The sequence below is a fragment of the Allobosea sp. Leaf344 genome, assembly GCF_001426225.1.
Taxonomy (GTDB): domain Bacteria; phylum Pseudomonadota; class Alphaproteobacteria; order Rhizobiales; family Beijerinckiaceae; genus Allobosea.
The window spans coordinates 527,622-554,424 of sequence record NZ_LMRT01000001.1 but is presented as its reverse complement, the minus strand read 5'-3'; the positions used below and the strand labels follow the sequence as shown (position 1 = coordinate 554,424).

At 68.8% G+C, this 26,803-nt stretch carries 25 protein-coding genes; 9 read left to right on the top strand and 16 right to left on the bottom strand.

The genetic code is table 11. The features are described 5' to 3' along the window. Positions 1–64: 64 nt before the first annotated feature. Complete coding sequence (locus ASG72_RS02615; protein ID WP_056708569.1) at positions 65–874, bottom strand: hypothetical protein; 810 nt, start codon at positions 872–874, stop codon at positions 65–67. A gap of 515 nt (positions 875–1,389) precedes the next feature. On the opposite strand from ASG72_RS02615, the gene ASG72_RS02610 reads away from it, so the two are divergent. After that, positions 1,390–1,962 (top strand): hypothetical protein, encoded by a 573-nt coding sequence (locus ASG72_RS02610; RefSeq protein WP_082540015.1) that lies wholly within the window; start codon positions 1,390–1,392, stop codon positions 1,960–1,962. 289 nt (positions 1,963–2,251) lie between these two features. After that, complete coding sequence (locus ASG72_RS02605; protein ID WP_082540014.1) at positions 2,252–2,833, top strand: Crp/Fnr family transcriptional regulator; 582 nt, start codon at positions 2,252–2,254, stop codon at positions 2,831–2,833. A gap of 7 nt (positions 2,834–2,840) precedes the next feature. Here ASG72_RS02605 and ASG72_RS02600 read toward each other — a convergent pair whose 3' ends face one another. The 8 genes from ASG72_RS02600 to ASG72_RS02565 all read right to left on the bottom strand — a co-directional run bounded on the left by ASG72_RS02600 (position 2,841) and on the right by ASG72_RS02565 (position 10,715). Continuing rightward, positions 2,841–3,830 (bottom strand): alcohol dehydrogenase catalytic domain-containing protein, encoded by a 990-nt coding sequence (locus ASG72_RS02600; protein ID WP_056708561.1) that lies wholly within the window; start codon positions 3,828–3,830, stop codon positions 2,841–2,843. 13 nt (positions 3,831–3,843) lie between these two features. Beyond that, the gene (locus ASG72_RS02595; RefSeq protein ID WP_056708556.1) at positions 3,844–4,614 is read right to left on the bottom strand and encodes an SDR family oxidoreductase; all 771 of its coding nucleotides are present in this window, start codon (positions 4,612–4,614) and stop codon (positions 3,844–3,846) included. Between the two features lie 2 nt (positions 4,615–4,616). Further along, the gene (hisD, locus tag ASG72_RS02590; RefSeq protein ID WP_056708552.1) at positions 4,617–5,930 is read right to left on the bottom strand and encodes a histidinol dehydrogenase; all 1,314 of its coding nucleotides are present in this window, start codon (positions 5,928–5,930) and stop codon (positions 4,617–4,619) included. 79 nt (positions 5,931–6,009) lie between these two features. Continuing rightward, the gene (locus ASG72_RS02585; protein WP_056708550.1) at positions 6,010–7,059 is read right to left on the bottom strand and encodes an ABC transporter substrate-binding protein; all 1,050 of its coding nucleotides are present in this window, start codon (positions 7,057–7,059) and stop codon (positions 6,010–6,012) included. 14 nt (positions 7,060–7,073) lie between these two features. After that, positions 7,074–8,348: a DegT/DnrJ/EryC1/StrS aminotransferase family protein gene (locus ASG72_RS02580; RefSeq protein WP_056708546.1), complete on the bottom strand. Its 1,275-nt coding sequence runs from the start codon at positions 8,346–8,348 to the stop codon at positions 7,074–7,076. Further along, positions 8,338–9,135 carry an ABC transporter ATP-binding protein gene (locus tag ASG72_RS02575; protein WP_056708542.1) on the bottom strand — a complete coding sequence of 266 codons (798 nt, stop codon included), beginning with the start codon at positions 9,133–9,135 and terminating at the stop codon, positions 8,338–8,340. Before ASG72_RS02575 ends, ASG72_RS02580 begins: the two co-directional genes overlap by 11 nt. Positions 9,136–9,148: 13 nt before the next feature. Next, positions 9,149–9,937: an ABC transporter permease gene (locus ASG72_RS02570; RefSeq protein ID WP_056708537.1), complete on the bottom strand. Its 789-nt coding sequence runs from the start codon at positions 9,935–9,937 to the stop codon at positions 9,149–9,151. A gap of 4 nt (positions 9,938–9,941) precedes the next feature. Then, positions 9,942–10,715, bottom strand: coding sequence for an ABC transporter permease (locus ASG72_RS02565; RefSeq protein ID WP_082540013.1), 774 nt, complete (start codon positions 10,713–10,715; stop codon positions 9,942–9,944). Positions 10,716–10,902: 187 nt separating this feature from the next. Between ASG72_RS02565 and ASG72_RS02560 the strand changes: the two genes are divergently transcribed. From ASG72_RS02560 to ASG72_RS02550, 3 genes are all read left to right on the top strand, one after another. After that, positions 10,903–11,913 (top strand): substrate-binding domain-containing protein, encoded by a 1,011-nt coding sequence (locus ASG72_RS02560; RefSeq protein WP_082540012.1) that lies wholly within the window; start codon positions 10,903–10,905, stop codon positions 11,911–11,913. Positions 11,914–12,117: 204 nt separating this feature from the next. Beyond that, complete coding sequence (locus tag ASG72_RS02555) at positions 12,118–12,513, top strand: carboxymuconolactone decarboxylase family protein (RefSeq protein ID WP_056708528.1); 396 nt, start codon at positions 12,118–12,120, stop codon at positions 12,511–12,513. Positions 12,514–12,522: 9 nt separating this feature from the next. Then, positions 12,523–13,314: an N-acyl homoserine lactonase family protein gene (locus ASG72_RS02550; protein WP_056708525.1), complete on the top strand. Its 792-nt coding sequence runs from the start codon at positions 12,523–12,525 to the stop codon at positions 13,312–13,314. Between the two features lie 27 nt (positions 13,315–13,341). On the opposite strand, the gene ASG72_RS02545 is transcribed toward ASG72_RS02550, so the two are convergent. Beyond that, positions 13,342–14,238 (bottom strand): NAD(P)-dependent oxidoreductase, encoded by an 897-nt coding sequence (locus ASG72_RS02545; RefSeq protein WP_056708521.1) that lies wholly within the window; start codon positions 14,236–14,238, stop codon positions 13,342–13,344. A 72-nt stretch (positions 14,239–14,310) separates the two neighbouring features. Continuing rightward, on the bottom strand, positions 14,311–15,006 hold the full coding sequence (locus tag ASG72_RS02540; RefSeq protein ID WP_056708520.1) for a GntR family transcriptional regulator: 696 nt from the start codon (positions 15,004–15,006) through the stop codon (positions 14,311–14,313). A 104-nt stretch (positions 15,007–15,110) separates the two neighbouring features. Here ASG72_RS02540 and ASG72_RS02535 point away from each other — a divergent pair, with 104 nt between their 5' ends. The 4 genes from ASG72_RS02535 (at position 15,111) to ASG72_RS02520 (ending at position 18,208) form a co-directional block, all read left to right on the top strand. After that, entirely contained in the window at positions 15,111–16,079 is a 969-nt protein-coding gene (locus tag ASG72_RS02535) for a tripartite tricarboxylate transporter substrate-binding protein (protein ID WP_056708517.1), read from the top strand. Between the two features lie 66 nt (positions 16,080–16,145). Beyond that, positions 16,146–16,685: a 2'-5' RNA ligase family protein gene (locus ASG72_RS02530; RefSeq protein ID WP_056708514.1), complete on the top strand. Its 540-nt coding sequence runs from the start codon at positions 16,146–16,148 to the stop codon at positions 16,683–16,685. A gap of 137 nt (positions 16,686–16,822) precedes the next feature. Then, positions 16,823–17,488 carry a DNA polymerase III subunit epsilon gene (locus ASG72_RS02525; protein WP_244488666.1) on the top strand — a complete coding sequence of 222 codons (666 nt, stop codon included), beginning with the start codon at positions 16,823–16,825 and terminating at the stop codon, positions 17,486–17,488. Positions 17,489–17,569: 81 nt separating this feature from the next. Continuing rightward, a complete protein-coding gene (locus ASG72_RS02520) occupies positions 17,570–18,208 on the top strand; it encodes a hypothetical protein (RefSeq protein ID WP_056708508.1) in 639 nt (212 codons plus the stop codon). Positions 18,209–18,214: 6 nt separating this feature from the next. Here the strand turns inward: ASG72_RS02520 and ASG72_RS02515 are convergent, their stop codons facing one another. From ASG72_RS02515 to ASG72_RS02495, 5 genes are all read right to left on the bottom strand, one after another. Continuing rightward, positions 18,215–21,208 (bottom strand): PAS domain S-box protein, encoded by a 2,994-nt coding sequence (locus tag ASG72_RS02515; protein ID WP_156395758.1) that lies wholly within the window; start codon positions 21,206–21,208, stop codon positions 18,215–18,217. Positions 21,209–21,232: 24 nt separating this feature from the next. Further along, complete coding sequence (locus ASG72_RS02510) at positions 21,233–23,803, bottom strand: HWE histidine kinase domain-containing protein (RefSeq protein WP_156395757.1); 2,571 nt, start codon at positions 23,801–23,803, stop codon at positions 21,233–21,235. A 1-nt stretch (position 23,804) separates the two neighbouring features. Next, a complete protein-coding gene (locus ASG72_RS02505) occupies positions 23,805–24,359 on the bottom strand; it encodes a biliverdin-producing heme oxygenase (protein WP_200939875.1) in 555 nt (184 codons plus the stop codon). Between the two features lie 253 nt (positions 24,360–24,612). Beyond that, a complete protein-coding gene (locus ASG72_RS02500) occupies positions 24,613–26,070 on the bottom strand; it encodes a methyl-accepting chemotaxis protein (RefSeq protein ID WP_056708496.1) in 1,458 nt (485 codons plus the stop codon). Then, positions 26,071–26,403, bottom strand: a complete 333-nt coding sequence (locus ASG72_RS02495) for a hypothetical protein (protein ID WP_056708494.1) — start codon at positions 26,401–26,403, stop codon at positions 26,071–26,073. Between the last annotated feature and the right edge of the window lie 400 nt (positions 26,404–26,803).

The window sequence follows — 26,803 nt, the reverse complement described above, 5'->3', positions numbered from 1 at the left end:
GAACCGGTCAGCAACGATCCCCGCGCGGGCGCCTGGCCCGCGCGGGGAAGTGCGGTTGGCCGGATCAGCCGGTCAGGGAGTCCGTGATGTCGCCGGCGACATGGATATCCAGCGAGTTGAACTGGATGTTGGCGCCCATCGCGATGTGCTGGGTGAAGGCTTCCTGCGTCAGCGTCGCATTCGCAGCCGCCGCTCCGACACCGCTCTGCGTGCCGTAGTCGTTGCTGAGATCGCCGATCACCGAAGAGGCCGTCCCACCAGAGGCCGTCGCGGTCATCGTGAAGTCGCCCGCTGCCTCGGCCGCGTCGCAGCACCAGTCGTCGGGATCGACGCCGCCGCCGTTGAAGGTCACGGTCGGGTTGCTCAGCGTGTCGTTGTCGGTGAGGTTGCTGACCTGGTCGATGTTGAAGGCGTTGCCGTTGGTGACGGTCTGGGAGACCGCATCGGGCATCACGATCGACTGGGTGATCCCCTGGATCGACTCGATGTCGATGACGTCGTCGTCGCTCGGGCAGCAGGCCCCGGCATCGACGCCGACGCCGACGCCGACATCGACGGTCACCGTGACCGCGCTCTCGACGGTATTGGCGATGTCGTTGACGACCTCGTTGTGGTTCAGGTTCTCATTGGCGTTGAGGTTGCCGTTGAGGTTGCCATTGGCATTCAGGTTGCCGTTGAGATTGCCGTTCTCATTGGCCGAGCTGTTCCAGGTCGAGGTCTCCACGGCCTGCGCGGCATATTGCGACTGGCCCTGATGCTGGCCCTGTCCCTGGCCCTGCAGCTGGGCCTGCAATTCGGCCTGGGCCTGAGCCTGATCCTGCTCCTGGTCCTGGTCCTGGTTGGGGTGATAGGGCTGCGGGAACTGAAAGGTCATGACGTGCTCCTGTTGATTTCGAGGAGGCACTTGGTCGTCTCCGCCGCGCATCGCTTCTGTGTTGCGCCGGTCCGAAACGCCTGGTGCCGAAGATGAATGTTTTCATTTGCCGGCAAACAAATAACGGACGATCCGTTGCCGATGGCCAGCTTCTGCTGGCAATACCGTCGCTTACATCGGAATCTCCTGTGTTGTTACGAATAGCCAGCCGACATCGCACCCGTCTTGCTTTCAGGTGAAAGCAAAACGTCGTCAGAACAGGCGGAACGCAGTACTCACCGCCTGCTGCGGTGCCGCTGTGCTTGTCGGAAGCTGGCGGCCCGTGGCTGAAAACTGCTGCCGATGAGGGGCGGGGTCAATCCAACGAAAGCTGACCCAGACATTGACACTTTCTTAACCCAACCCATCTGGCCGGCGGTCGCGATTGCGCGGACGGCCCGCGGCGTGAGAGAAATTGCCGTCGCGGGCCGGTCCGGTGGGGGTCGGGCGGCGGCGACCGAGGGGAGAGGTTGACCATGGCGAGTGGCACCATGCGCGGTCGGACGCCGCTCCCGCCGCCGCCGGATTTCGAGGTAATCGAACAGGCCTCGCGCCATCCCGGTGAGCGCAGGGTGGCATGGATGGCGCTGATCGGCGATCTCAACTTCGCCTGGTCCAACACTGAGAGCCTGTTCATCTACGTGCTGATGCTGCTGATCGAGACCGACGAGCCGGCGGCGGCCATCATCTTCGCCACGCTCAACACTACGCGGGCGCGGCTGGACCTCGTCGAGAGGCTGGCCAAGATCAGGCTGCGCGACCGGGCGCTCGGCCGCGAACTGGCGGAGGTGACGAAGGCGTTCTCGGCCTGCACCAAGCTGCGCAACGAGCTCAATCACGCGACCTTCGTCCTCAACGAGGCGGGTGACATCACCCACACCCAGGCGATGAAGCTGGAGGAGCGCAAGGGGAGCCTGCGATTTGGCGCGCGCGAGCCCGTCGATGCGGCGCGCATGGCCAAGGTCGCGGCGGCGGTGGCCGAGCTCTACGCCCTCAACCGCCGGATCTGGGCGCTGCTCGGCCGCCTGGAGGAAGGCGCTGCGCGCTGAAGCGCCGGGCAGTCCCCGCCGGCACCGTCCGGCATGCGGGAACCCCGCGGGACCTGGAGCCCTCCGCCCCCCGGGGAAGGCTCCTGGCGCAGCTATGGCGCGAGACGGCAAATTGACGCCGATCAAGGAAGGTGAGACGATCCTTATGCTAGCGTCCTCACATTAGAACTCAAATTTGCGGCTTGCGAGCTTCAGAATTCGAGAACAGGCGTGGCCACTTCAGGTCGGGGCAGCCCTGGTTGCATCACACCCCGCACCCTAGAGCCGCCACGTCGCTCTGGGGGATACGATGACACCATTGCCCGGCCTGGCCATCGACTCCTTGAAGCACTGGCCCGTCCGGTTTCCCAAGGGCCATCTGATTTTTGACGAAGGCGACGTCAGCGATTGCATCTACCGGCTGCAGCGCGGCTGCGTCCGGCTTCAGGTCAACAGCGTCCATGGCAACCGGCAGATCGTGCAGTTCGTGCTGCCGGGCGACATTTTCGGCCTGTGTCCGGAGCGGCGCAACACGGCTGCGGAAGCCGTGACGACGGTCATGGCGCATCGCTTCTCCCTGAAATCCGTGATGGAGGAGGGGCTGTCCTCGCCCAGGATCTCCCTCGAATTATTGCGCAACGCGACCGTCGCCTACCAGGATCTGGCGCATCACATCGAGAAGATCGTGCATCTCTCGGCGGTCGAGAAGGTCCGCGACTTCTATGTCTGGCTGGATCAGCGCGTCGAGGCCGCCGGCCTGCCGCCGAGGCGCCGTCCGCCCATGCCGCAGCGCGACATCGCCGATTATCTCGGCATGGCGCCCGAGACTTTGTCCCGCTGCATCAGGCAGCTGCGCGTGGCCCGCGAGAACGAGGCGCTGGACGCGGCCTAGCGCGTGGTCAGGCCGAGAGGACGATCTTGGCGGCGCTGACGCGTCCGGCATCGATATCGGCGAAGGCCCCGGCCCCCTCCGCCAGGCTCCGCTGCTCGATCCAGCCGCAATCGCCGAGCCGTCCCTGGGCGAGCGCGTCGACGGATTGGGCGAAATCGACCGGTGTGTAGCAATAGACACCGGCGAAGGTGATCTCCTGCAAGGTGATCTTGCGCACGTCCAGCCCGCCTTGTCCCGGCAGCAGCCCGACATGGACGATCACGCCGCCGGGCCGCACCAGCCGGCAGGAGGCGGCCCGCGTCGCATCGGCGCCGACGGCGTCGATGACGAGATCGGTCGTCTGATCCTCGGGCTCGTCGTGCCCCGGCACATAGCTGGCGAAGCCTTGCGCCTGCACGGTCAGCGCCCGCAGCGCATTGGTTTCCCCGATGCGGATGTCGCGCGCCCCGAACAGCCTGGCGACCAGGGCTGCGGCCAGCCCGATGGCGCCGCCGCCGAGCACCACGATCCGGCAGGCGGCGAGCGGCTGGTGCAGGCGCTGCATGCCGATGCGCACCGCATGCCAGGACACCGCGACGGGCTCGGCGAGGGCGGCATGGGCGATCGGCATCGCCTCGGGGATGGCGACCAGATTGCGCGTCGGGATCCGCACCAGCTCGGCGAAGGCGCCGGGACGCGGCGGCATCGAGATGATCTGGCGCGTCGGCGAGAGGTGCCAGCGCCCCTCGATCGCATAGGGGCAGGCCGGATCGACCACCAACGGGTTGATGGTGACGCGTTCGCCGGCGCGCGGCCCGGTGGCGATCCGCCCGGCCGCCTCATGGCCGAGGATGAGCGGCGCCGGCCGCCGGGAATCGAAGCCGTGATAGGCATGCATGTCGGAGCCGCAGATGCCGACTGCCTCGACCCGCACGAGCACCTCGTCGGCCAGGGGCACGGGGTCCGGCTCGTCCCGGAAGGAAAGGCTGTTGGGGCCGGTATAGACCAGGGCCTTCATGCCGTGCGGTCCCTCATTTCGCGGTGAAGCCGCCATCCACGGTCAGGGTCTGGCCGGTGACATAGGCCGAGGCCGGCGAGGCCAGGAAGACGGTCGCGCCGGCGAGATCCTCCAATTCGCCATTGCGGCCGATCGCCGTCTGCGCGGCGTTGCGGGCGGTGCGCGCCGGATCCGCGAAGACGGCGGCGGTCAGCGGCGTCGGGAAGAAGCCGGGCGCGATCGCGTTGCAGGTGACGCCATGGCGCGACCATTCCTCCGCGATCGCCCGTGTCAGCTGCACGACGCCGCCCTTCGCGGCGCCATAGGGCGCGCAATCCGGGAAGGCGCGGTAGCTCTGCAGCGAGGCGATGTTGAGGATCCGGCCATAGCCCCGCGCCGCCATGCCGGGCGCGAAGGCCTGGGTCAGCAGGAAGGGCGCGCGCAGATGCACCGCCATGTGCAGGTCGAAGGCCTTGGCCGTGACCTGCATGAAGGGCTGGCGCAGATTGAGCCCGGCGACGTTCACCAGGATGTCGACCGCCCGTCCCAGCCCCGCACAGGCCGCCGCCAGCGCGGTGCCCGCTTCCGGCGAGGCGAGATCGGCGGGAATAGTATCGACGCCGATGCCCTCCGCGCGCAGACCCTCCGCCGCCTCGCGCAGCGCGTCCTCGCGCCGCGCCACGATGACGAGATGCGCGCCCGCCAGCCCGAGGGCCCGCGCCATGGCGAGGCCGATGCCGCTATTGCCGCCGGTGACCAGCGCGGTGCGGCCGGTGAGATCGAAGAGCGAGCCGAGCCTGAACATCCCTAGACCTCGACCGGCCTTCCCAGATCGATCGTGGATCCGGGTGCGTATTTGGCCATGCGGGCATCGCTGGTCCTTGCATGAGCCTCCATCCCCTCGAGCCTGGAGATGCGGGCGGAGACCGGCGCGATGCGCTGGCAGGCGGCGCGGTCCATGCGCTGCCAGGTGAGCGGCTTCAGGAATTTATGGACCGACAGCCCGGCCGAATAGCGGGCGGCGAATTTGGTCGGCAGAATATGGTTGGGGCCGGAGACCTTGTCCCCGAAGGCGACATTGGTCTCCTCGCCGAGAAACAGCGAGCCGTAATTGCTGAGCGCGCCATGCCACCAGTCGAGGTCGCTGCAATGCACTTCGAGATGCTCGCAGGCATAGCGATCCGACACGGCGACCATCTCCTCGCGCGTGTCGCAGAGCACGATCTCGCCATAGTCGCGCCAGGCGGCGCCCGCCGCATCGCGTGCGGTCGGCGGCAGAGTGGCGATCAGCTCCGGCATCAGCCGGGCCACCTCGTCTGCGATCCGGCGCGAGGAGGTGATCAGCCAGGCCGGACTCTCATGCCCGTGCTCCGCCTGGCCGACCAGATCGGTCGCCACGATCAGCGGGTCGGCCGTGTCGTCGGCGAGGACCGCGACCTCCGAGGGCCCGGCGAAGACGTCGATCCCGACCTTGCCGAACAGCATGCGCTTGGCTTCCGCCACGAATTTATTGCCCGGCCCGACGATGATGTCGGCCGGCTGGCCGGTGAACAGGCCGAAACTCATCGCCGCGATCGCCTGCACCCCGCCCAGGCACATGATGATGTCGGCCCCCGCCACCGTCAGCGCGTACAGCACATGCGGATGGATGCCCTGGCCGCGGAACGGCGCCGAGCAGGCCACGACGGTCTTGACCCCGGCGGCCTTGGCGGTGGCGACCGACATATAGGCCGAGGCGATATGGGCGTAGCGCCCGGTCGGCACATAGCAGCCGGCGGTGTTGACCGGCACGAGCTTCTGCCCGAGCCGCAGGCCCGGCGAAATCTCGAGCGAGAAATCCTGGCAGGAGGCGCGCTGCGCCTCGGCGAAGCGGCGGACCTGGCCGGCGGCGAAGCTGATATCGTCCTTCACCGCCTGCGGTACGTCGCGGATGCGCTCGGCGATCGCGCCCTGGTCCAGCACGATCGCGCCATCCCATTTGTCGAGCTTCAGCGCATAATCCCGCACCGCCTGTTCCCCGCCGCTCTCGATGGCGGCGAGCATCTCGGTGACGACGGCGCGCGCAGCGTCGGTTTCCGTCTCCGGCGTCTTGGTCGCGGTCTTCAGATGGGTGATGGCCATGGCGCTGTCCGCTTCGGGTCATTGGGGGTGGTGGCGGCGACGCCTCGAGGCGCAGCCGCTGGTCGGAGCCGGCCTCGGCTCACTTCTTGTCGAATTCGGTCGCGAAGGCCTTGAGCTTGGGGTCGGCCGCGACGCGCTTCAGGAAATCATCGGTGAGGTAGTTCTTCGTGTCCGGATTGGCCGGGATCGTCCCCACTTCGGTGATGAATTTGCCGATCTCGGAGAACCAGCCATCGACCGTCGAGGCGCCGGAGCCGCGGGCCATCAGCTTCAGCTGCTCGTCGAGGCCGAAGGTCGGCCGCAGGGCGAATTCCTGGTCCATCGCCTTGGCCGTCACCTCCAGCCCGCCCTGCTTGTAGAAATCGAGCGCCAGGGTGCGGGCCTCGGCCGGATTGGCCTTGGCCCAGGACCAGCCGCGCAGGAACACCGCCAGGAATTTCGCGACGTCGTCCGGCCGCTCCTTGGCGAAATCGGCGCGCACGATCAGCGCGCCGGGCACGATCGCGCCGGCATCGGCGCCCGAGCACAGATATTTGGCGTTGGCCCGCTCCTCCAGCGTGTAGGTATTGGGCGCCCAGACACCGGCGACGTCGCCATTATTGGAGGTGATTGCGGTGATGATCTGGGCCTGGCCGAGATTGACGAACTGCATGTCGTTGTTCTGCAGCCCGAATTTGCTGAGGCATTTGCGGGAGGCGTAATCCACCGTCGAATTGGTGGTCAGCAGCAGCTTCTGGCCCTTCAGCAGCTTGGGATCGGCCTTGATCGCGTCGAACTTGTCGCCGCGCACCATCATCGCATTGGTCTTGGATTCGTCGTTGGTGAGGCCGATCGTCAGGATGTTGAAGCGCACCGCGCCGAGCACGGCGGGGACCGAGCCGGTCCCGCCGACATCCCAGGATTTCGCGGCCGAGGCGGCGATCTGCGGCGCGCCGGCCGGGAAGGTCGAGAAGTTCGGCGAGAGCCCGACATCCTTCCACCAGCCCTTCACGGTGGCGTAATGGAAGGGCAGCGCCCAATAGAGCGACGGCTGGTAGCTGACGCCGATGGCGGTCTGGGCGACCGCGGGTGCGGCGGCGGCGCAGGCGAGCGAGGCGGCTAGTCCCAAGGCTGCGATGGTGCGTTTCATCTTGTCTCTCCCTGTTATCGTTGGCCCGGCCTGGAGCCCCTGCGGGCCCGCCCGGTTTCCCCAGCCGCCGCACGCGCGGCGGCGATGGTCTCGGCCGCCTCGCAGACGATGGCGGCGACCAGGTCGCACTCCTCATCGGTCAGCGAGAGCGGTGTTCGGATGTCGCAGAGCCCGGAAAGCACGGCATGCGTGCGCGGCAGCGGCGATTGGGCGCCGGCATAGCGCCAATGGCGCGGTGCGCTGGTGAAGCCGCGCTGGCGCGAGGCCCCGAACCATTTGATCGGCAGGCCGCGCCCGGCGCAGCGCCCGAGAAACGCCTGGATCTCCGCCTCGTCGAATCCGGCCAGCGAGAACTGCACCGAGGTGGCGGAATAGCGCTCCCGCTCCGGGCGCTCCGGCAGGCGGACATGCTGCGAGCGGGCGAGCCCGCGGCCGATCCGGTCATGGATAGCGTTCCACCGCGCCGCGCGCCGCGGCAGATCGGCGAGCTGCGGCCGGAGCAGAGCGGCGGCCAGCGCCGTCATCCGCATGCTGAAATTCGGCGTCGTCTCCTCCCAGCGGGCGACGACCTCCGCAGCCGGCGCGCTGAGATGCTGCGCATGCAGCATGTAGCTGCCGGAATGCAGGATGGCGCGCGCCGCGCGATCGGCATCGTCGAGCACCAGGAAACCGCCTTCGCCGGCGTTGAGATGCTTGTAGGTCTGGGCGCTGAAGGCGGCCGCCGCACCGAAGCTGCCGATGGTCCGCCCGCCCCAGGCGGCACAGAGCGCATGCGCGCAATCCTCGACCAGGAGCAGGCCGAGCTCGTCGCAGGCGGCCATCACCGCGTCCATATCGGCGATATGCCCGCGCATATGCGACAGCAGCAGGATCCGCGCGCCGGAGGCCCGCGCCTTGGCCCGCAGATCGGCGCAATCGATGACGTAATCCGGGCCGATCTCGACCAGTACGGGCCTGCCGCCGGCATGAAGGATGGCGCCCGGCACGGGGGCGAGGGTGAAGCCGTTGACCAGCACCGGCTCGCCCGGCTGCAGATCGAGCACCTTGAGCGCGAGGCACAGCGCGGCGCCGCCGGAATTGACGGCGACGCAATAGCGCCGGCCGAGAAAGGCGGCGAACTCCTGCTCCAGCAGCGCCACGTCATTCTGGTCCGCGCCCATCTCGCCATAGCGGAACAGCCGGCCCGAGCGCATCAGCGCGCAGGCCCGCGCGATCGCCGCCTCCGGGATCGGCTCCGGCTCGGTCAGGTCGCGGTCGAGGCGCGGCAGCGTGGCGAGGTCAGGCTCCATGCGCCCCCTTCTCCTCGCGCAGGGATTTCCAGATCTGGGTGCGCAGATGCACGAAGGATTCGAGATCCATCACGTCCTCGATGCGCTCGTGGCGGTCCCAATTCTCGGCCGCGCGCACCGAACGGACGTCCAGCACCTCCTTGATGCGGCCGGGGCGGCGGGTCATGATCGCGACCCGGTCGGCGAGATAGACCGCCTCCTCGACGGCGTGGGTGATGAACAGCACCGTGCGCGGATTGACCCGCGCCAGCCGCACCAGCTCCTCCTGCATGACGACCCGGGTCTGCGCGTCGAGCGCGCCGAAGGGCTCGTCCATGAGCAGCACCTCGGGATCGAGCACATAGGCACGGGCGATCGCGACGCGCTGCTGCATGCCTCCGGACAGCTGATGCGGGAAGGCATCGGCATGGCTCTCCAGGTTCATCAGCTTCAGCGCCCCGGCCACCAGCCCGTCGCGCTCGCCCTTGGCCAGGTTCTTGTTGCGCAGGCCGAGATCGATGTTCTCGCGCACCGTCTTCCAGGGGAACAGCGCAAATTGCTGGAACACCACGGCGCGGTCCGGCCCCGGCCGCGTCACCGCCCGGCCGTTGACGCTGACGATCCCCGAGCTCGGCGGCTCGAAGCCCGCGACCATGCGCAGACAGGTCGTCTTGCCGCAGCCGGAGGGCCCGACGATCGCGACGAATTCCTTGTCGGCGATCTCGAGATTGATGTCGTCGAGCGCCTTCACGCCGCCCGACACCGGACCGAAGACCTTGTCGACCTTGTCGAAGCGGATCGATCCCATCGCAATCGTCTCCTCAAGCCTGCAGGCCGCGCCGGCGGCGAAGCCAGGCTTCGCCCTGCCGCAGCATCACGTCGATCGCCATGCCGATCAGGCCGATCGCGACCATGCCGGCCATCACGGTCGGGGTCGCGACATTGGCCTGGGCCTGCACCATCATGAATCCGACCCCGGCCGCCGCCACGATCAGCTCCGCCCCGACCAGCGATTGCCAGCCGAGCCCGGCCGAGACGCGCAGCCCCGAGACGATCGAGGGCGTCGCGGCCGGCAGAAGGATCTCGAGGATCATCCGGAGATTGCCGGTGCCCAGCATGCGCGCCGCCTCGATCAGCCGCGGCTCGACGAAGCGGGCGCCGCGATAGGCGTTGATCAGGCAGGGCGGGAAGGCCCCGGCGAAGATGATCAGGATCGGCCCGCCGATGCCGACGCCGAACCACAGCGCCGCGAAGGGCACCCAGGCGATCGGCGCGATGAAGCGCAGCCCGTCGAAAAGCGGGGTGACGATGGCGTCGAGCCAGCGGAACCAGCCCATCAGCAGGCCGAGCGGCACGCCGATCACGGCCGCCAGCAGCACGCCATAGGCATAGCGCTGGAAGCTGGAGGCGAGATGCTGCGGCAGGGTTGCCCCGGCGAAGGGTGTCGTCAGCAGCTGGACGAAGCGGGTGAGGACGTCGAGCGGCGAGGGCAGGAACTGGCGCGGCACGATGCCGAAGGCCGAGAGCGCCGCCCATAGCCCCAGGAAACTGCCGAGGCCCAGCGCCCCCCAGGCCCATTTCTCGCTCGTCTTCAGCGGGATCGTCTGCATCGGCTCAATCCCTGCCCGCGACGTTCCAGGCGAGCGCGCGGCGCTCCGCCAGGCTGAGGGCCGCGGTCGTCGCCCAGCCGAGCACGCCGACCGTCACCATCCCGACCAGGATCATGCCGGGATAGATGTCCTGCTGCGCCATGTTGAGCACGAAGCCGATGCCGGCCAGGGCGCCGACCAGCTCTGCCGCCACCAGCGTCGTCCAGGAGGCCTGCAGCGACAGGCGCAGCCCGGTAAAGATCATCGGCGCGGCGGCGGGCGCGATGATCTCCGTGATCATCCGCCAGCGCGGCGTGCCGAGCATCTGCGCCGCCTCGATGATCGGGCGGTCGATATTGCGAACGCCGGCATAGGCGTTGATCACCGAGGGAACGAAGGCGGCGAACCAGATCACCATGATCTTGGCGCCGTCGCCGAGGCCGAGCCAGAGGATCGCCAGCGGGATCCAGGCCAGAGGCGGGATCGGCCTGATGATCAGGAAGACCGGGTTGATCGCGGCCTCGGCCCGCCGGTCCCAGCCCATCCAGAGGCCGAGCGGCACGCCGGTGGCGATCGCGACCAGAAAGCCCATCACCACCAGTTTCACGCTTTGCAGCGCATGGGCCAGCAGGCCGCCGCCGGCATAGCCGCGCAGGCTGATCTGGGTCAGCGACAGCCAGAAATCGGCCGGGGACGGGAAGCGGCCCGCCGAGACGAGCCCCGTCGCGGTCACGCCGAACCACAGCAGCAGCAATGCCGCCACCGAGGCCAGTCCGATCCAGCTCCGTCCTCCGATCATCGCGTTTCCCATCGCGCGCCCTTATGAAAGCGCTTCTCGCGCTACTATGAAAGCGCTTTCAGCAAGGCTTCCAGATTATCAGCCTCCTGTCAATCTGAGATGCGTAAGTAGCGATCAATGCGATCACGGCTTGCTCACGCTGCCGAAATCGCTCTAGATCATATGAAAGAAATTTCAGAGAGATGCCGTGAGCGCAACCCGTGTCAAGCTCAGCGACGTGGCGAGAGACGCAGGGGTGTCGCCCGCCACGGTCTCGCGCGCCATCGCGCAGCCCGATCTTCTCTCGCCCAAAACCCTGGCCAAGGTGCGGGCCAGCGCGCAGCGCCTGGGTTATCTCCCGGACGGCGCCGCGAGGGCGCTGGCCTCGGGCCGCTCGATGACGATCGGCGCGATCGTGCCGACGCTCGACAGCGCGATCTTCGCCCGGGCGCTGCAAGCGATGCAGGCGAGACTGGCGCAATCGGGCTATCTGCTTCTGGTCGCCTCGCATGAGGGCAGCCCGGCGGCGGAGACGCAGGCGGTGCGGGCCCTGCTCGGGCGCGGCGTCGACGGGCTGATGCTGGTCGGGGCCGAACGGGCCACGGAGACCACGGCCCTGCTCGAGGCCGCGGGGCTGCCTGTCGTGCTGACCTGGTGCGGGGACGGTCGCTTCACCGCCGTGACCATCGACAATGCCCGCGCCGGGCGCCTGGCGGCAGAGCATCTGATCGGCCTCGGACATCGCCGCATCGGCATGATCGCCGGACATCTGCAGTTCAACGACCGCCAGCGGGCGCGGCTCGCCGGAGCGCGCCGGGCTCTCGCCGAGGCCGGTCTCGATCTGCCGGATTCGCTGGTGGTGGAGCAGGCGCTGACCCTGGCCGGGGGACGGGCCGGCTGCGCCATGCTGCTGGAGCTGGACACGCCGCCCACCGCGCTGATCGGGGGCATCGATCTCTTCGCCATAGGCTGTCTCGAGGAGGCGCATGCGCGCGGCATGATCGTCCCTGACGATCTCAGCGTGGTCGGCATCGACGGGCTCGACATGTCGGCCCATGTCTCCCCCGGCCTGACCACCGTGCATGTCCCGACCGGCCGCATCGGCAATCTCGCGGCGCAGACGCTGCTCGCCATGGTCGCGCGGCAGCCGGTCGAGCCGGAGACCCTGCTGCCGGTCGAGCTCGTGGTCCGCCGCTCGTCCCAGGCCGCAGCCGGCTGAGCGGTATCAGACAATCTGTCAATCCATTGACAGAAGCGGAGCGGATATGGGATGGCTGGCGCGCCCGAGCCGCGCGACAGGCGTCTCCCGCAGGATCTCATGGCACGGTCGCCGCGATCTCGGGCGCCGGCGCGGCCGATGCATCGCGGCGCCGGGAGAGGGTTCCGAGGCCCACCGAAACTGTCGAGGAAAAGGATCAGGCAGATGTCGCACAGCGATCAGTTCAACAAGGGGCTGGAAGTCCGCCGCAAGGTTCTCGGTGCCGATTACGTCGATGGCAGCCTCGCCAAGGCCGATGATTTCATGATGGCCTTCCAGAACATCACCACCGAATGGTGCTGGGGCTATGCCTGGACGCGGCCCGGCCTCGAGCACAAGACCCGTTCGATGCTGAACCTCGCCATGCTGACCGCGCTCGGCAGGCCGGCCGAGCTCAAGCTCCACGTCAAGGGCGCGCTGGCCAATGGCGTCACCGTCGACGAGATCAAGGAGATCCTGCTGCACGCCACGGTCTATTGCGGCATCCCGGCCGGGCTCGACGCCTTCAAGGCCGCCCATGAGGTGCTCAAGGCCGAGGGTGCCGTCCCCGCGGACAAGTGAGGCGCGCCGATGGCCGCCTGGGAGGTCTTCGCTTTGCGCTACGCCGTGCATGAGCGGCGGGCCTTCGAGAATTTTATCCGCGCACCGGACCCGCATGATGCGCCGATGCCGATGGACTACTTCGTCTGGGTGGTGCGGAAGGGCGGGCGCGTCGTCGTCGTCGATACCGGCTTCACCGAGGAGGGCGGTGCGCGGCGCGGGCGCAGGCTGATCCGCCCGGTCGAAACGGCGCTGCGCCAGCTCGGCATCGCTCCGGAGGCGGTCGAGGACGTGGTCATCACCCATCTCCATTACGACCATGCCGGCAATCTCGACCTGTTTCCGAAGGCGCGCTTCCATCTGCAGGATGCGGAGATGAGCTTCGCGACCGGCCGGCACATGTGCCAGGCCTGCATCCGCTATCCCTTCGACGTCGAGGATGTGGTCAGGATGGTTCGCGCCGTCTATGCCGAGCGCGTCGTCTTCCATGATGGCGATGCCGAACTCGACGCCGGCCTCAGCCTGCACAAGGTCGGCGGCCACAGCGCCGGGCTGCAGATGGTCCGCGTCGAGACCGGGCGCGGCCCCCTGGTGCTCGCCAGCGATGCGGCGCATTTCATGGCCAATATCGAGCGCCAGAACCCCTTCCCGATCTTCTACGATCTCGGCGCGCTGGCGCAGGGCTGGCGCGCGGCGCGCCGCCTCGCCGGGGCCGAGGATCGCGTCATCGCCGGCCATGATCCCCTGGTGCGGGCGCTCTATCCCGCCGTTCCGGGGTCCGAGGGGGAGACGGTGTCGCTCCATCTGCCGCCGCTGCGCTGAGCGGCGCGCACCGCGCGCGCCGGCGGGTCAGCCGCGCGTGCCGGCTTCGGCGAGCTTGCGGAGATGGCGGTGGATCTCGGTGTGATCGGCCTGCGCGCCGAGCCCGGCCTTGGCCTCTTCCCAGAGCGTCGCGACCGATTGGATCTGCGGCAGGGCGAGGTCGAGATGCTCGGCGAGATCGGCCGCGATCCGGAGATCCTTGGCCATCAGCGACAAGGCGAAGCCGGAATTGAAGGCCTCCGAAATCACGAAGGGCTTGAGCTTCACCTCGGTGGAATTGTTGCGCCCGGTCGAGGCGTTGAGCACGTCGACGATCGTCTCGGGCGCCAGGCCGAAGCGGCCGCCGACGAGCAGGGCTTCGCAGGCCGCGACCAGCCCCGCCGCGGAGACATAATTGTTCAGCGCCTTCATCGCATGGCCGGAGCCGATCGGCCCGGTGGCGAAGATCGACTTGCCCATCGCGGCGAGGGCGGGGCGCGCCCGCTCCACCGCCTCTTCCGGCCCGCCGGCCATGATCGCCAGCGAGCCGTCGACCGCGCGCTTCACCCCACCCGAGACCGGCGCGTCGATCAGCACCAGGCCCATCGCCGCCAGTTCATCGGCCAGGGCGATCGTGTCGGTGGGCGCCGACGAGCTCATGTCGATGACCAGCGCGCCCTTCGCCAGGGCGCGTGCGGCGCCCGTATCCAGCAGCGCCTCGCGGACGATCCGGCCATTGGGCAGCATGGTGATCAGCAGGCCGGCACCCTCGGCCGCTTCCGCCGCATCGGCGAAGGCGCGGCCGCCGGCCTCGCTCAGCACCCGGCGCGGCGCTTCGGCCGGATCGGCACCGCGGAGGGTGAAGCCGGCCTGGAGCAGCCGCCTGGCCATCGGCAGGCCCATCTGGCCGAGGCCGATGAAGGCGATCGGGGCGCTGTTCGACATGGGCTGATCCTCCGGCGTCGCGCCCGTGACGGCACGCTATCGCCGGATCTCTGAAGCCTATCAGACAATCTGTCAATCGCCGGATTTTCGGTCGCTGGGGTCGCGGGACAGCACCGCCAGCGCGACCTTCGCGGCCATTTCGATGTGGTGGCGACAGGCCTGTTCGGCCCGGGCCCCGTCGCGCGCGGCGATCGCCTGATAGATCGCCTCGATCTCGGCGACGCTGTCCGCTAGCCGGCCCTGCTGCGTCATGGAGGTGAAGCGCAGCAGGGTGATGCGGTTATGCAGCATCGTCAGCGACTGTTTGACGAAGACATTGCCGGCCCCCTCCATCAGCACGCTGTAGAAGCGCGTCTTGGCCGCGACCAGCTGGGCCCGGTCGCCCTCGGCGGCGGCCTGGCGGAACCCCGCCACCGCCTGCCGCAACTCGCCCAAAGCCGCCTCGCTGCCCTGCTCGGCGAAGGCGCGCCCGGCGAACCCCTCCAGCAGCGCCCTGACATCGTAGAGCTGGCGCGCCTCCTCGACATTGATCGACGAGACTTCCGGCCCGCGATGCGGGACCGTGACCACCAGCCCCTCCGCCTCGAGCTGGCGCAGCGCCTCGCGCACCGAGGTGCGGCCGACGCCGATCTGCTCGCAGAGCTCGCGCTCCACCAGGCGCTGCCCTGGACGGAAATGTCCCGAGGCGATCGCCTCGCGAATTCGGTCTTCCACCAGAAGGCGCAGGGTCGCGGCCTGCCGGGGGATGCGAAGGTTCATCTCGGTCATGAGGCACACATTGCCGCGCGTAAGCCGTCCGTCAATCGCGGGCTTGACCCGAGGCCTGACAGATTGTCTGATAACAGGCAATCAAGAACCCATCGGGAGGATCCATGAAACGCCTTGTGCTCGGCCTCGCGGCCGCCGCCATGCTGGCGCTCGCGCCCGCCACGGCCCAGACCTATCCCACGCGTCCCGTCACCATGCTGGTTCCCTTCGCCGCAGGGGGCACCACCGACGTGCTGGCCCGCATCATGGCCGAGGAGATGGGCCGGGTGCTCGGCCAGAACGTCATCGTCGAGAATGTCGGCGGGGCGGGCGGCCGCACCGGCACGGAGCGGGTGATCCGGGGCGAGCCGGACGGCCACACCATCCTGTTCGGCAATATGGGCCCGATGGCCGCGAGCCGGGCGCTGTTCAAGGATCAGCGCTATGATCCGCGCAGCGACCTCGCCCCCGTCGGCCTGGTGGCGGATGTGCCGATGGTGATGGCCGCCAGCAAGAAGAGCGGGGCCGCCGAGCTCAAGAGCTTCGTCGCGAAGATCAAGGCCGAGGGCGACAAGGTGACCTTCGGCACCGCGGGCTTCGGCGCGACCTCGGATCTGGCGCCGCGTCTCCTGCTGCATCTGTCGGGGCTGAAGGCGACGATCGTCTCCTACCGCGGAGCGGGGCCCGCCATCCAGGATCTGATCGGCGGCTTCGTCGACGGCGTCATCGACCAGACCGCGACCCTGCTGCCCCTGCACGCGGCCGGCTCGGTGACGGCGCTGGCGGTGACCGGCGAGTCCCGCCTGCCGCAGGCGCCCGACGTGCCGACCTTCGCCGAGGCGGGCCTCCCGGACTTCGGCATGAAGGTCTGGAACGCGCTCGCCGTGCACAAGGACACCAGCCCCGCCATCATCGCCCGGCTGGTCGCAGCGCTCGACACCAGCCTCTCCTCGGATTTCGTGAAGAAGCGCTTCGAGGATCTGGCCGTGCCGATCCCGCCCCCGGCCATTCGCGGCCCGGCCCATCTCGATCAATTGGTCAAGACCGAGGTCGGCCGCTGGGAGACCGTGCTGAAGGACGTGCCGAAGCAGTGAGGCTTGTCCGCAGCCCGGACGGATGCGAGGACGTCGGGAGGACGTCGCAGGCCGGGAGAGGCGGAGATGGAGGAGGCGCCGCTGATCCTGACGCTGCGCTTCGACGAAGCCAGCTTCGCGCGCTTCGATGCGGAACGCCGGCTGCATTTTCCGCCGGCCCGCAACCATATCCCCGCCCATCTGACGCTGTTCCACCATCTGCCGGGGGAGCGCCGCGACGAGATCGCCGCGGAGCTCTCCGCACTGGCGGGGCGGCAGGCGCCGTTCCCGCTGCGCGTCGCCTCGCTGCGCTTCCTCGGCCAGGGCACGGCCTATGCAGTCGAGAGCGAGGAACTGCACAGGTTGAGGGCCGCGATCGCGGGCCGCTGGGAGGCGCAGTTGACGCGGCAGGACGCCAGCCGCTTCGCGCCGCATGTCACGATCCAGAACAAGGTGGAGGCGAGGGCAGCCAAATCGCTTTTCGCCAGCCTCTCGGCGGCGTTCCGGCCTTTCGAGGCGATGGCGACCGGGCTTCTGTTGTGGCGCTATCGCGGCGGACCCTGGGAGGCGGAGGGCAGCTTCCCCTTCACCGGCCGAAGCCCGGAGGATGCGCCGGTTCCGGCGTGACAGAGCGTCGCTCCTGACTTGTCTCGGCCGCCGCCGATGCTGATCTGCGACCGATGTCCATGATGCGCGTCCGGGTAATCGATCTGGAAACCGGGGGAAGCAGCCCTCATGAGGTCTGCGAGATCGGATGGCAGGACGTGCTGCTCGGTCCTGACGGACACTGGCGGGTCGGTCCGGAACGCGGCGCGCTCTTCGTCAATCCCGGCCGGCCGATCTCGCCCGAGACGATGGCGATCCATCACATCCGCGACGTCGACGTCGCCGGCGCTCCGTTCTGGAAGGATGTCGCGCCGCAGATCCTGCGCCCGGAGGGCGGGGCCGTGGCGCTGGCGGCGCATCGCGCAGCCTTCGAACAGCGCTACTGCACGGCCAGGCTGAGCGGCGGCGCCGACTGGATCTGTACCTGGAAATGCGCGCTGCGGCTCTGGCCGCAACTGCCGCGGTTTTCCAACCAGCTGCTGCGCTACCAGCGAATGCCCGAAGGGCTCGTGCATGAGATCGGCCTGCCCGCCCACCGCGCCATGCCGGATGCCTATGTCACCGCCCATCATCTGCGCGACATGCTGAACGAGGCCTCGCTGGCGCAGCTCCTGGCATGGAGCCGCGAGCCCGGTCTGCTGCCCCGTGTCCCCTCCGGCCCGGACAGGGGCAAGAGCTGGGATCAGCTCGGCCTTCCGGCGCTGCGGGCGTTCCTGTCCGAGCGCGACGTCGATCTGCGCTTCAGCGCCGAGCATGAGCTGGCGCGACGCGGCGAAGGCGTCGCGGAGGCGTCCCGGGCGCCGGCACAGCCGCAGCTGCTCTGACGCGACGCCTTCAAATCCGGCGGAACACGCGCGACAGGCGCTGGGTTCTTCGGATTCGCTCTCCAGCCCGGAATTGGCACGATGCCGTCCAAGCCATCCGCCGAGACCTCGCCTGCGCTCGTCGCCGAATGGCCCCTGCCGGCCTCGGCGACCCTCGGCTCTTCGGTGCGGCTGAAGGGGATCGAGCGCGAGGTCCGGCGTCGCCTGCCATGGACCTCGCGGAGCTGTGCGACGGCCGCGACCGGCCGGATCGTGCTGAGGGTGCCCGTGACCGAGCAGGATCTGTTCGACAGCCTGTCGGCGAAGATCGCGACGGTCCTGGAGGGCGTCGAGAGCCTGCCGATCCTGCCGAGCGAGGCGGAGGATATCCTCTCCATTTCCCCGCGCGAGCGTCAGAAATGGCTGAAGGAGGAGCGCCTGCACAGCGCGGGGACCCGCACGGTGAAACTGCGCGGCCGGGCCAAGGCCGTGACCTTCCACGTCTTCGATCCGCGCCATATCGAGGATGTGCTGGCAGAGGACCTTCCCGAGCTCTGGCGCGAGGAGGATAGGCTCAAGGCCGCGGAGAACCGGCGCCGCGCCGCGGGCAAGGCCGCGCTGAAACGCGCGGCCAAGGCGCGGGGCGAGACGGCGGCCGGCAGCGCGGGGCTTAGCAGCGACGGCGCCGCCGTGACGCTGGAGGGATGGGAGGCGTTCGACGCGGACGGGCTGCTGCGCTGAGAGCGCCTATCCGCCTGGACGGATCCCGCTGACCTGCAGGGCTTGCTGCACCTTCCGCTCCAGCTCCCCGTCGCGATAGGGCTTCTGAACGATGCGCTCGTCGCTGACGTCGTGCAGCGCGGCGAGATCGGCATAGCCGGTGACGAAGATGACGGGCAGGGAGGGGTAGCGGGCCTGCACCTGCCGCGCCAGATCGCGACCGTTCATCCCCGGCATGGCGAAGTCGAACACCGCGAGGTCGAACTCCATAGACGCCTGTTCGAGCGCCGCGACCACCGCCGCGCCGCTGCCGAATTCCGTGATCTCGCAGCCGAGCTCGGCGAGCAGGCTGCGGGTGACTTCGCGCACCCGGCTGTCGTCGTCGACCAGCAGCACCCGCGCCACCCTTCCGAGCTGCGCCTGCGGCGCGGCGATCGCCGCCGTGGCGTCGCCGGCGCGCTGCGCCGCCTTCGGCAGGAAGACGCGGATCGTCGTCCCCTCGCCGAGCTTGGTCTCGATGACCACGCCGCCGCCCGATTGCTTGGCGAAGCCATAGACCTGCGCCAGCCCCAGCCCGGAGCCCTTGCCCGCCTCCTTGGTGGTGAAGAAGGGCTCGAAGGCCTTGGCCAGAACCTCCGGCGTCATCCCCGTGCCGGTATCGGAGACCGCGACCATCACGTAATCGCCCGCGGCGGGCTCTCCCGGCCGCTGCGGCGGGCCGAGCGTCAGATTGCCGGTGGTGATCGTCAGCGAGCCGCCGACCTCCATCGCGTCGCGCGCATTGATCGCGAGGTTGAGCAGCACCAGCTCGACCTGCGTTGCATCGGCCAGGGCCGGCCACAGCCCCGGCTGCAGCGCCGTCGCCAGCTTCACCGATCCGCCCATGGCGTTCTGCAGCAGGTCCTGCATGCCCGTCACGGTCTCGTTCAGATCGACCGGCTTCGGCTCCAGCCGCTGGCGGCGCGAGAAGGCGAGCAACTGCGCCGTCAGCGCCGCACCGCGTTCCGCCGCCATGCGCATATAGCCGAGCCGGTCGCCGACCCGGCCATCGACCTCGTTGCGCGCGATCGCCCGCTCGATGAAGCGGATGCTGCCGAGCACCACGGTCAGCAGATTGTTGAAGTCATGCGCGACGCCGGAGGTCAGCTGCCCGACGGCCTCCAGCCGCTGCATCTGCCGCAATGTCTCCTGGACCCGCTCGCGTTCCTCGATCTGGGCCCGCAATTCGCGGTTGGCCGCCTCGAGCTCGAGGGTCCGCTCCTCGACCCGGCGCTCCAGAACATCCTCGGCGCGCTTGGTCGCGGTGATGTCGAGAACCGAGCCGACGAAACGCGTCGCGGGACGGCCGGGTTGGGTCTCGTCGAACAGCGCCTGGCCGCGCGCGGCGACCCAGCGCTCGATCCCGTCATCGAGGCCGATGGTGCGGTATTCGACCTTGTAATGCCCCGGCCCGTCCGGAGCGAGCGCCCGCTGGACCTCGCGATCCGTCGCGGCGCGATCGGCCGGATGCAGCCCCGCGAGAAACACGTCGTAGCTGACGGGGGCGTCGGCTGCGAGGCCGAAGGCCGCCTTGCAGCGCCTGTCCCATTGCAAGGTTCCCGAGATCGGATCGAAGTCGAAGGTGCCGATATCGGCGGCTTCGGTCGCGATCCGCAGCCGCTCCTCGCTGACGCGCAGACGGTCCTCGATCTCGCGCCGCTCATCGACGTCGATGACCGATCCGACATAGCCGAGGAAATCGCCATTCGGCGAGAATCGCGGCGCGGCGGCGTCGATCGCCCAGCGATAGCTGCCGTCATGGCGCCTCAGCCGGTAGTCGAGGCGGAAGGGGCGGCGCTCCGCATTGGCCTCGAGGAAGACCCGTTCCGCCGCCGCCCGGTCCTGCGGATGCGTCGCCTCCAGCCAGCCGAAGCCCAGCGCCTCCGCCTCGGTCTGGCCGGTGAATTCATACCATTGCCGGTTGAGATAGGTGCAGCAGCCCTGCGGATCGGTCACCCACATCATCACCGGCGCGTGATCGGCGAGATTGCGGAAGCGTGCCTCGCTCTCGCGCATCCCGGCTTCCGCGCGGGAAAGCTCGACGGCCTCCCAGGTGCGGGTGCCGACATCCTCGATCGCGGCGATCTCCTCCTCCGTCCAATGATGCGGCTCGCGGAAATTGACGTAGAGCGAGGCGGTGAAGCGTCCGTTGCGGATCAGCGGCACCGAGGCATAGGCACGGGTGTCGATGGCGCTCCACACAGTCTCATCCTGGGCGGGGTCGTCCTGCACATCCTCGCAGAACTGGCTCATGCCCTGCCGCTGGCGGGCGATGTCGTCCTTCCCGAAGCTGTCGAGCCTGTAGCTGCCGGCCAGCGGCTCCACGCCATCGGTCCAGCAGACCTGCAGCGAAACCGTCTCGTCATCGGGCTCGACCTCGCCATAGCCGACGCGATTGGCCTTGAGGTGCTGGCCCAGGATCGCGATCGCGGTCTCCATCAGCGCGCGCGGATCGGATTTGTGCCGCAGCGCCTCCTCGAGCCGGAGCCGGAACTCCTGCCGGCGCTGATTGGCGACGCGGTCGGTGGTCTCGTTGCCCTGGTTCAGGACCCCGACGACCTGGCCGTCATCGTCGCGGATCGGGGTGAAGCTGTAGTTCCAATAGGTTTCCTGGACCCGGCCGGCGCGCACCATGGGCAGCATCTGGTCGAAGGCGGAGACGCCTTCTCCCGTCTCCATCACCTGGGCGAATTGCGGCCCGACCACGGGCCAGATATCGGCCCAGACCTCTATGGCCGGACGGCCGAGGGCGGAGGGGTGCTTTTCCGCCGGGATCGGTGCCCAGGCGTCGTTGTAGAGCAGATGCAGCTGCCTGCCCCAATAGACCGCGGTCGGGAAGGAGGAGTTCAGGCAGATCGAGACGGCCGAGCGCAGCGGCAGGGGCCACAGCTCCGGCGGGCCCAGCGGCGAAGCGGCCCAGTCGAAATCCCGGATCCGCGCGCCCATCTGGCCGCCACCGTTGAGAAATTTGAGCTTAGGCACCGCCCCACCGCCTCGCTGGCCCGATCATCCGGCTCCGTCTCCGCCTGCCGCACCGGCCTCTTGCCACAGCCTCGCCAGCACGTCGCGCAGCTCCGGCACCTTGTACGGCTTGCGCAGGACCGGGTGCTCCCGCCTCGTCGCGACATGGGCGGGCCCGTCATCATAGCCGGTGGCGAAGGCGAAGGGCACGCCCAGGCCTTCCAGCCGTGCCGCGATCTCGCTCGAGGTTTCCTCGCCCAGATTCACGTCGAGAACGGCGAGATCCGGGGTCTCGCGGTCGAGCGCCGCATGGGCCTCCCACTGGCTGGAGCAGACGGTGACACGGGCCGCGCCGAACTCCAGCAGCATGTCCTCGACATCCATCGCGATCAGGAACTGGTCCTCCAGCACCAGAACATGTCGCCCCGCCAGCACGGAATCGGCGCTTTCCGGCCCCGTCGCCGCCGGCGGCTCCGGCCTGTCCGGATCCGCAGCCAGCCAGGTGAGGAAGGCGGCGGGGATGACCAGTTTCGCGACGACGCCGTCCGGCTCGAACAGGATGTCGCTGCGCCCGCCGAGATCGAAGGGGATGCTGCGCGAGACCAGCACGCTGCCGAAGCCTTCCCGCTCCGGCGGCCGCACCGGCGGCCCGCCGGTTTCCCGCCAGAGCAGATGGCACTGGTCGGCTTCGTCGCGCTGCCAGCTCAGCTCGAGCCGGCCGCTCTCGACCGAAAGCGCCCCGTATTTCACGGCGTTCGTCGCCAGCTCGTGCACCACCAGCGCCATCACCGCGAAGGCCCGCGGATCCAGCGCCACCGGCGGGCCGGAGAGGCGGACGCCTTCGGCAGTGCTGCGATAGGGGCCGAGCTCCGCGACGAGCAGGTCGCGCAGCAGACCCTCGCCGGTGGGCTTGATCGCCTGGTCATGCGCGAAGGCGAGCGCGTCGATGCGGCCCTGCAGCGTGGTGACGTAGCCGGGCAGGTCGCCATCGTCGCGCAGCGGATAGCTGACCACGGAGCGGATGATCGAGAGGATGTTCTTGACGCGGTGGTTCAGCTCCTGATTGAGCACGAGCTGGCGCGCATCCGACCGCTTTCGCTCCTCGCTCAGCACCTCGCTATGGCGCAGCAGCACCTCGACCAGCACGCTGCGGGTCGATTCCGCCAATTCGCGTTCCGTCTCGGTCCAGGGCTGCGAGCGGCCTTCGACCGTCTGTTTCCAGACTGCGAAGCTCTGCCGCGGGGTGAGCCGGTCACCATTCGGCCCGGTCGTGTAGCTCTTATTGGGGTCGCCGCCCCAATTCAGGGTCTGTACCAGCTCGCGGCGGAAGAGGAAGAGGTAATCCGGCTCGCGCTGGCTGAGCGGGATGGCGATCACCCCCGCAATGCCGGCGAGCGCGCTTCCGGAGGCCGGCATCGCCTCCGACAGCGCATCCGTCAGCCAGATCTGGCCCGGACCCCCCTCGGCGGCACGAGCGGCCAGGCTCGCGGCGAGGTCGGCCGGCGGGACGGCCCCGTCATGGCTCCAGACCCCGTCGACCCAGAGCCCGACCCCGTCGCAGGCGATCAGCTGGCGGAAGGCGGCGAGGTGGCCGCTCAGGAATTCCGCGACGTCGGTCGTATGCGAGGCCGAGGTGAGCAGCCCTTCGAGGAAGCGCCTGGCATCCGCCGCCGCCTTCAGGCTCTGCTTCTGGTTCAGCGTGGCGAGCTGCAGCGCGAAGACCTCGCCATAGATCTCGGCCGCGATCCGCTGGTTCATCGGCAGGGCGCGCTTAGAGTAGTGATGGCAGGCGATCAGCCCCCACAAGGCGCCGTCCTGGATGATCGAGACCGACATCGAGGCCGCGACGCCCATATTGCGCAGATATTCGCAATGGATCGGCGAGACGCTGCGCAGATGCGCATGCGACAGATCGAGCGGCGCGCCCTCCTCGTCCAGCACCGGCTCGATCGGGTGGCGGTCTCCGCTCGCATCCGACACCACCCGGATCGGGTTCATCAGATAGAGCTGGCGGGCCTGCTGCGGGATGTCCGAGGCCGGGAAATGCTGGCCCATGAAGGATTCGAGATCGCCTCGCTTGGCCTCGCTGACCACCTGGCCGGAGCCGTCGGGAGCGAAGCGATAGATCATCACCCGGTCATAGGTCAGCACCGAGCGCAGCAGCCGCGACGACTGGAGGATCAGCTCTTCCGGCGATTGCGTGGTCTGGGCGCGGCCGACCAGAGTGCGGATGAATTCGAGCGGCGAGCTCGGCCCTTCCGGCGCCGACCGCTCGAACTCGATGATCGCGTTGCCCTTGAAGCGGTGGACGCTGACGTCGAATTCGGTCTCCGCGCTCGGGATCCGCAGGCGCGGCAGCAGGCCGGCGCGGGCCGGCGTGCCCGAGCGCAGCAGCGCGTTGCGCATCTCGTGGACCGGGGCGGCGCCGAGCACCTCCTCCAGCCTGCGCCCGACCAGCCCGGCTTCGCCCAGTCCCAGAAACGCCTGCGCATTGACCGATTGGCGGCGGATCGTCACGGCCCCATCGTCGCAGACGATGAGGCAGCCATGCGGCTGCACGCTGCCGGGGATATGGATCGGCTCGCGATCGCAATTGCTGAGATCGACGGTCTCCACCTCAGTCGACCCGGTTTGCACTCATCGCCAGCAGCGCCTGGTTGAATACGGCGTTGGCGGCCTCGGCGGCGCGTGGCCGGTCGAACTCCTCACTGTCGATGCATTCCATCAGCGCCAGAAGTCTCCGCCAATCCTGCAGCTGATCCTGCTGGCTCGCCAGATGGCGCGCACCACGCGAGGAGTCGAAGCCGAGCGCCAGTGCTTTGCGGAAGATCAGCCGGGCGCCGAGCGCCGAACCGACGACGACATAGGACACGCCGGACAGGGTCGCGATGTCTTTTGACATGTCGAAAGGCGCGGCCGCGGGAGGCGCGTCGCCGAGATCGGCGAGATCGGCTTCGAGCAGGCCGGCCAGGCCCTTGGGGCGCCAGCTGCCGTAGATGTCGGGCCAGAGCGCGGCATCGAGCCATGCCTCGACCGCGACCCGATGCGCGTAGAGCCCCATGACATAGCCGCGATAGTCTTCGACGGAGTCGAGGTCGCCGACCAGCTGGTCGAGCTGCGCATGCGCCGCCTGGGTCTCGTCTCGCAAATAGGATCGCAGGGGCGGTCGCATCGGTTCGGGTCGTCGGATCCATGGGTTCGCTCGTGCCGGACCAGGCGAAAGCCATGGCGCCGCGCCAGGCTTTGCCGGTAGCCAGAAGCACAGACGGTTCCCTTAAACTGATTTTCACGGCCGGCTGCAAGCTCGCCAGGAGAGGTAAGCCGCTCGACGGACGCGGTGATGGCGATTCGCGGCCGGCAGGACGGCTCGGCCGCGACCCGTCCGGGCCGAGCGGGTTCGGGACTGGCCGCCAGCCCCGGCGGCGTCAATAGCCGCTGACCTGCTCGCAGAACGCCCCGACCCGCGCGCGGACATGCTGCGCCTGCCTGGCGAGGTCCATCGCCGTCTCGTGCAGTTGCTGGGCGGAGCTGTAGGTGCCGTGGGTCATTTGCTCGAAGCCGCTGGCGATGCCGGTGCTGGCCTCGGCCCCGCGCAGCGCGAGTGCGATCTGGCGCGCGATCTCGGAGGCCGCCTGGCTCTGCTGCTCGACCGAATGCGCGATCGCGCTCGATCCGCCTTCGACATGCCGCACGGATTCGGCGATCTCGCGGATCACCGCGAGCGAGTTGCGCATCACCGCCTGCATGGTCGCGATGTCGCGGGAGACGTCGCTGGTCGCCTTGGCGGTCTGGTCGGCGAGGGCTTTGACCTCGCCCGCGACGATCGCGAAGCCGCGGCCCGCTTCCCCGGCGCGCGCCGCCTCGATGGTCGCGTTCAGGGCGAGGAGATTGGTCTGCGCCGCGATCTGACGGATCGTCTCGACCACGGTTCCGATCGCCTCGCCGCCCTGCGCCAGCCGGCCGATCTCCTCCTGCGCCCGCAGGGTCAGATCCGCCGCCGACTTCGAGCTGCTCGCGGATTGGCCGGCGCTGCGATTGATCTCGGTGATCGAGGCCACGAGCTCCGTCGCCGCGGTCGAGAGGTGATTGATGCTCTCGGTGATCTGCCCCGAGGAATCCGACACGGCGGCCGTCTGCAGGCGCACGCGATTGGCGGTGTCGGTCAGGAGACCCGCCTCGGTCTTCATCGCACCGGCGGCGCCGTCGAGCAGGCTCATCGCCTCCTCCATCTGCCGGTCGAACAGCGCCACCGCCGCCCGCAGCGCATCGTTGCGCCGCGCCGATTCGGCGGCGGCATGGCGCTCCGCCTCTCCGGCGACGCGGGCGGCCGCGATCGTCTCCTGCGCCTCCGCCGCGCTCGTCTCATTGGCCAGGAGCAGCGTCTGCAGCATCACCGCGAAGACGGTGAGGAACGAGGCTTCGACGATGACGATGGCCCCGTGCAGCAGCGTCCGCAGCAGGCTCCCGCCCTGGTAGAACACCGCCGCCGGCAGGAGATATTGCAGGATCAGATGGTGCAGGATGGTCAGCGACGCGGCGAGCACGATCGGCCGCCAGTCGCAGAACCCGGCCAGCAGCGCCAGCACGGCGAAGTAATACATATGCGTGTCCGGCTGCCAGGGATGCCCCGCGAAGCCGAAGACGAAGGTCGAGACCTGCCCGATCAGCACCGCGGCCAGGATCAGGCGCATCAGCGCCGTCGGACCCTGCCTGACATGGAGCAGCAAGGCAACGGCTGTTCCCGCGGCCATGGCTGCGACCGGCGCGAGCCCGGCCTGGCCACGGCTCCAGAACAGCGCCACCAGCACCAGAAGATGGATCCCGGCGAGCCAGAGAAGGGCCGCAGCGACCCTGCGGCGAACCAGAGAAAGGGTCAGGATCATCTAGGCGCCCGCGGCATCACGGCTTCGATCGAGACAGCCGGCGAGGCCATCCAGGGACAGCGCGAACCACGCTTCGGCGGGCGGCACCGGGGTCTCGCCCGCGGCAGCCGGGGCGGCGACGATCAGGATCGACTCCAGACGGCCGGTGCGCAGCACCCGGTAGCCGGCGGAAGCGCTGCGCTCGATGGCGGCCGCGCCGTCGAACCAGGGCGGGAATATGAGCGCGAGGGGCGCTTCGCCGGCGGCGCGACGCGGCAGCGCGACGAAGGCCGAAGCCGTCACCAGCACGCAGGCGGCGGCCAGGACGAGCCCGTCTCGCGCGAGGGAGTGCATGTGCTGTGGATCGGCCGCCCCGTGACTTCCCAAGACAGTCAATCTCTTCCTGAAGACGCGGATCCAGCTAAGCGCGGCCTGGTTAACAATCCCTTCGCCTGCCGAGCCACGCGCGCAATCGCCGCAGGTCACGCGCGGAAGATGAATCCGAAGGGGATGCTCGACTGGGAGGGGGGCGGGCAGGGCGAGCCGCCGCGGCGATCTCCAGGCTCCAGCCCGCGGCAGACGAGGCAGTCAAGCGGGAGGGCGAGGCTGCGGACACACAGCCCCTGAACGCAAAATCCCGCACCGGAGGGCCCGGTGCGGGATTTTGAAAGAAAACCCGAAAGTTTTCAGCATGGTAGAAAAAAGTGGTGCCCAGGAGAGGACTCGAACCTCCACGCCCTTGCGAGCGCCAGCA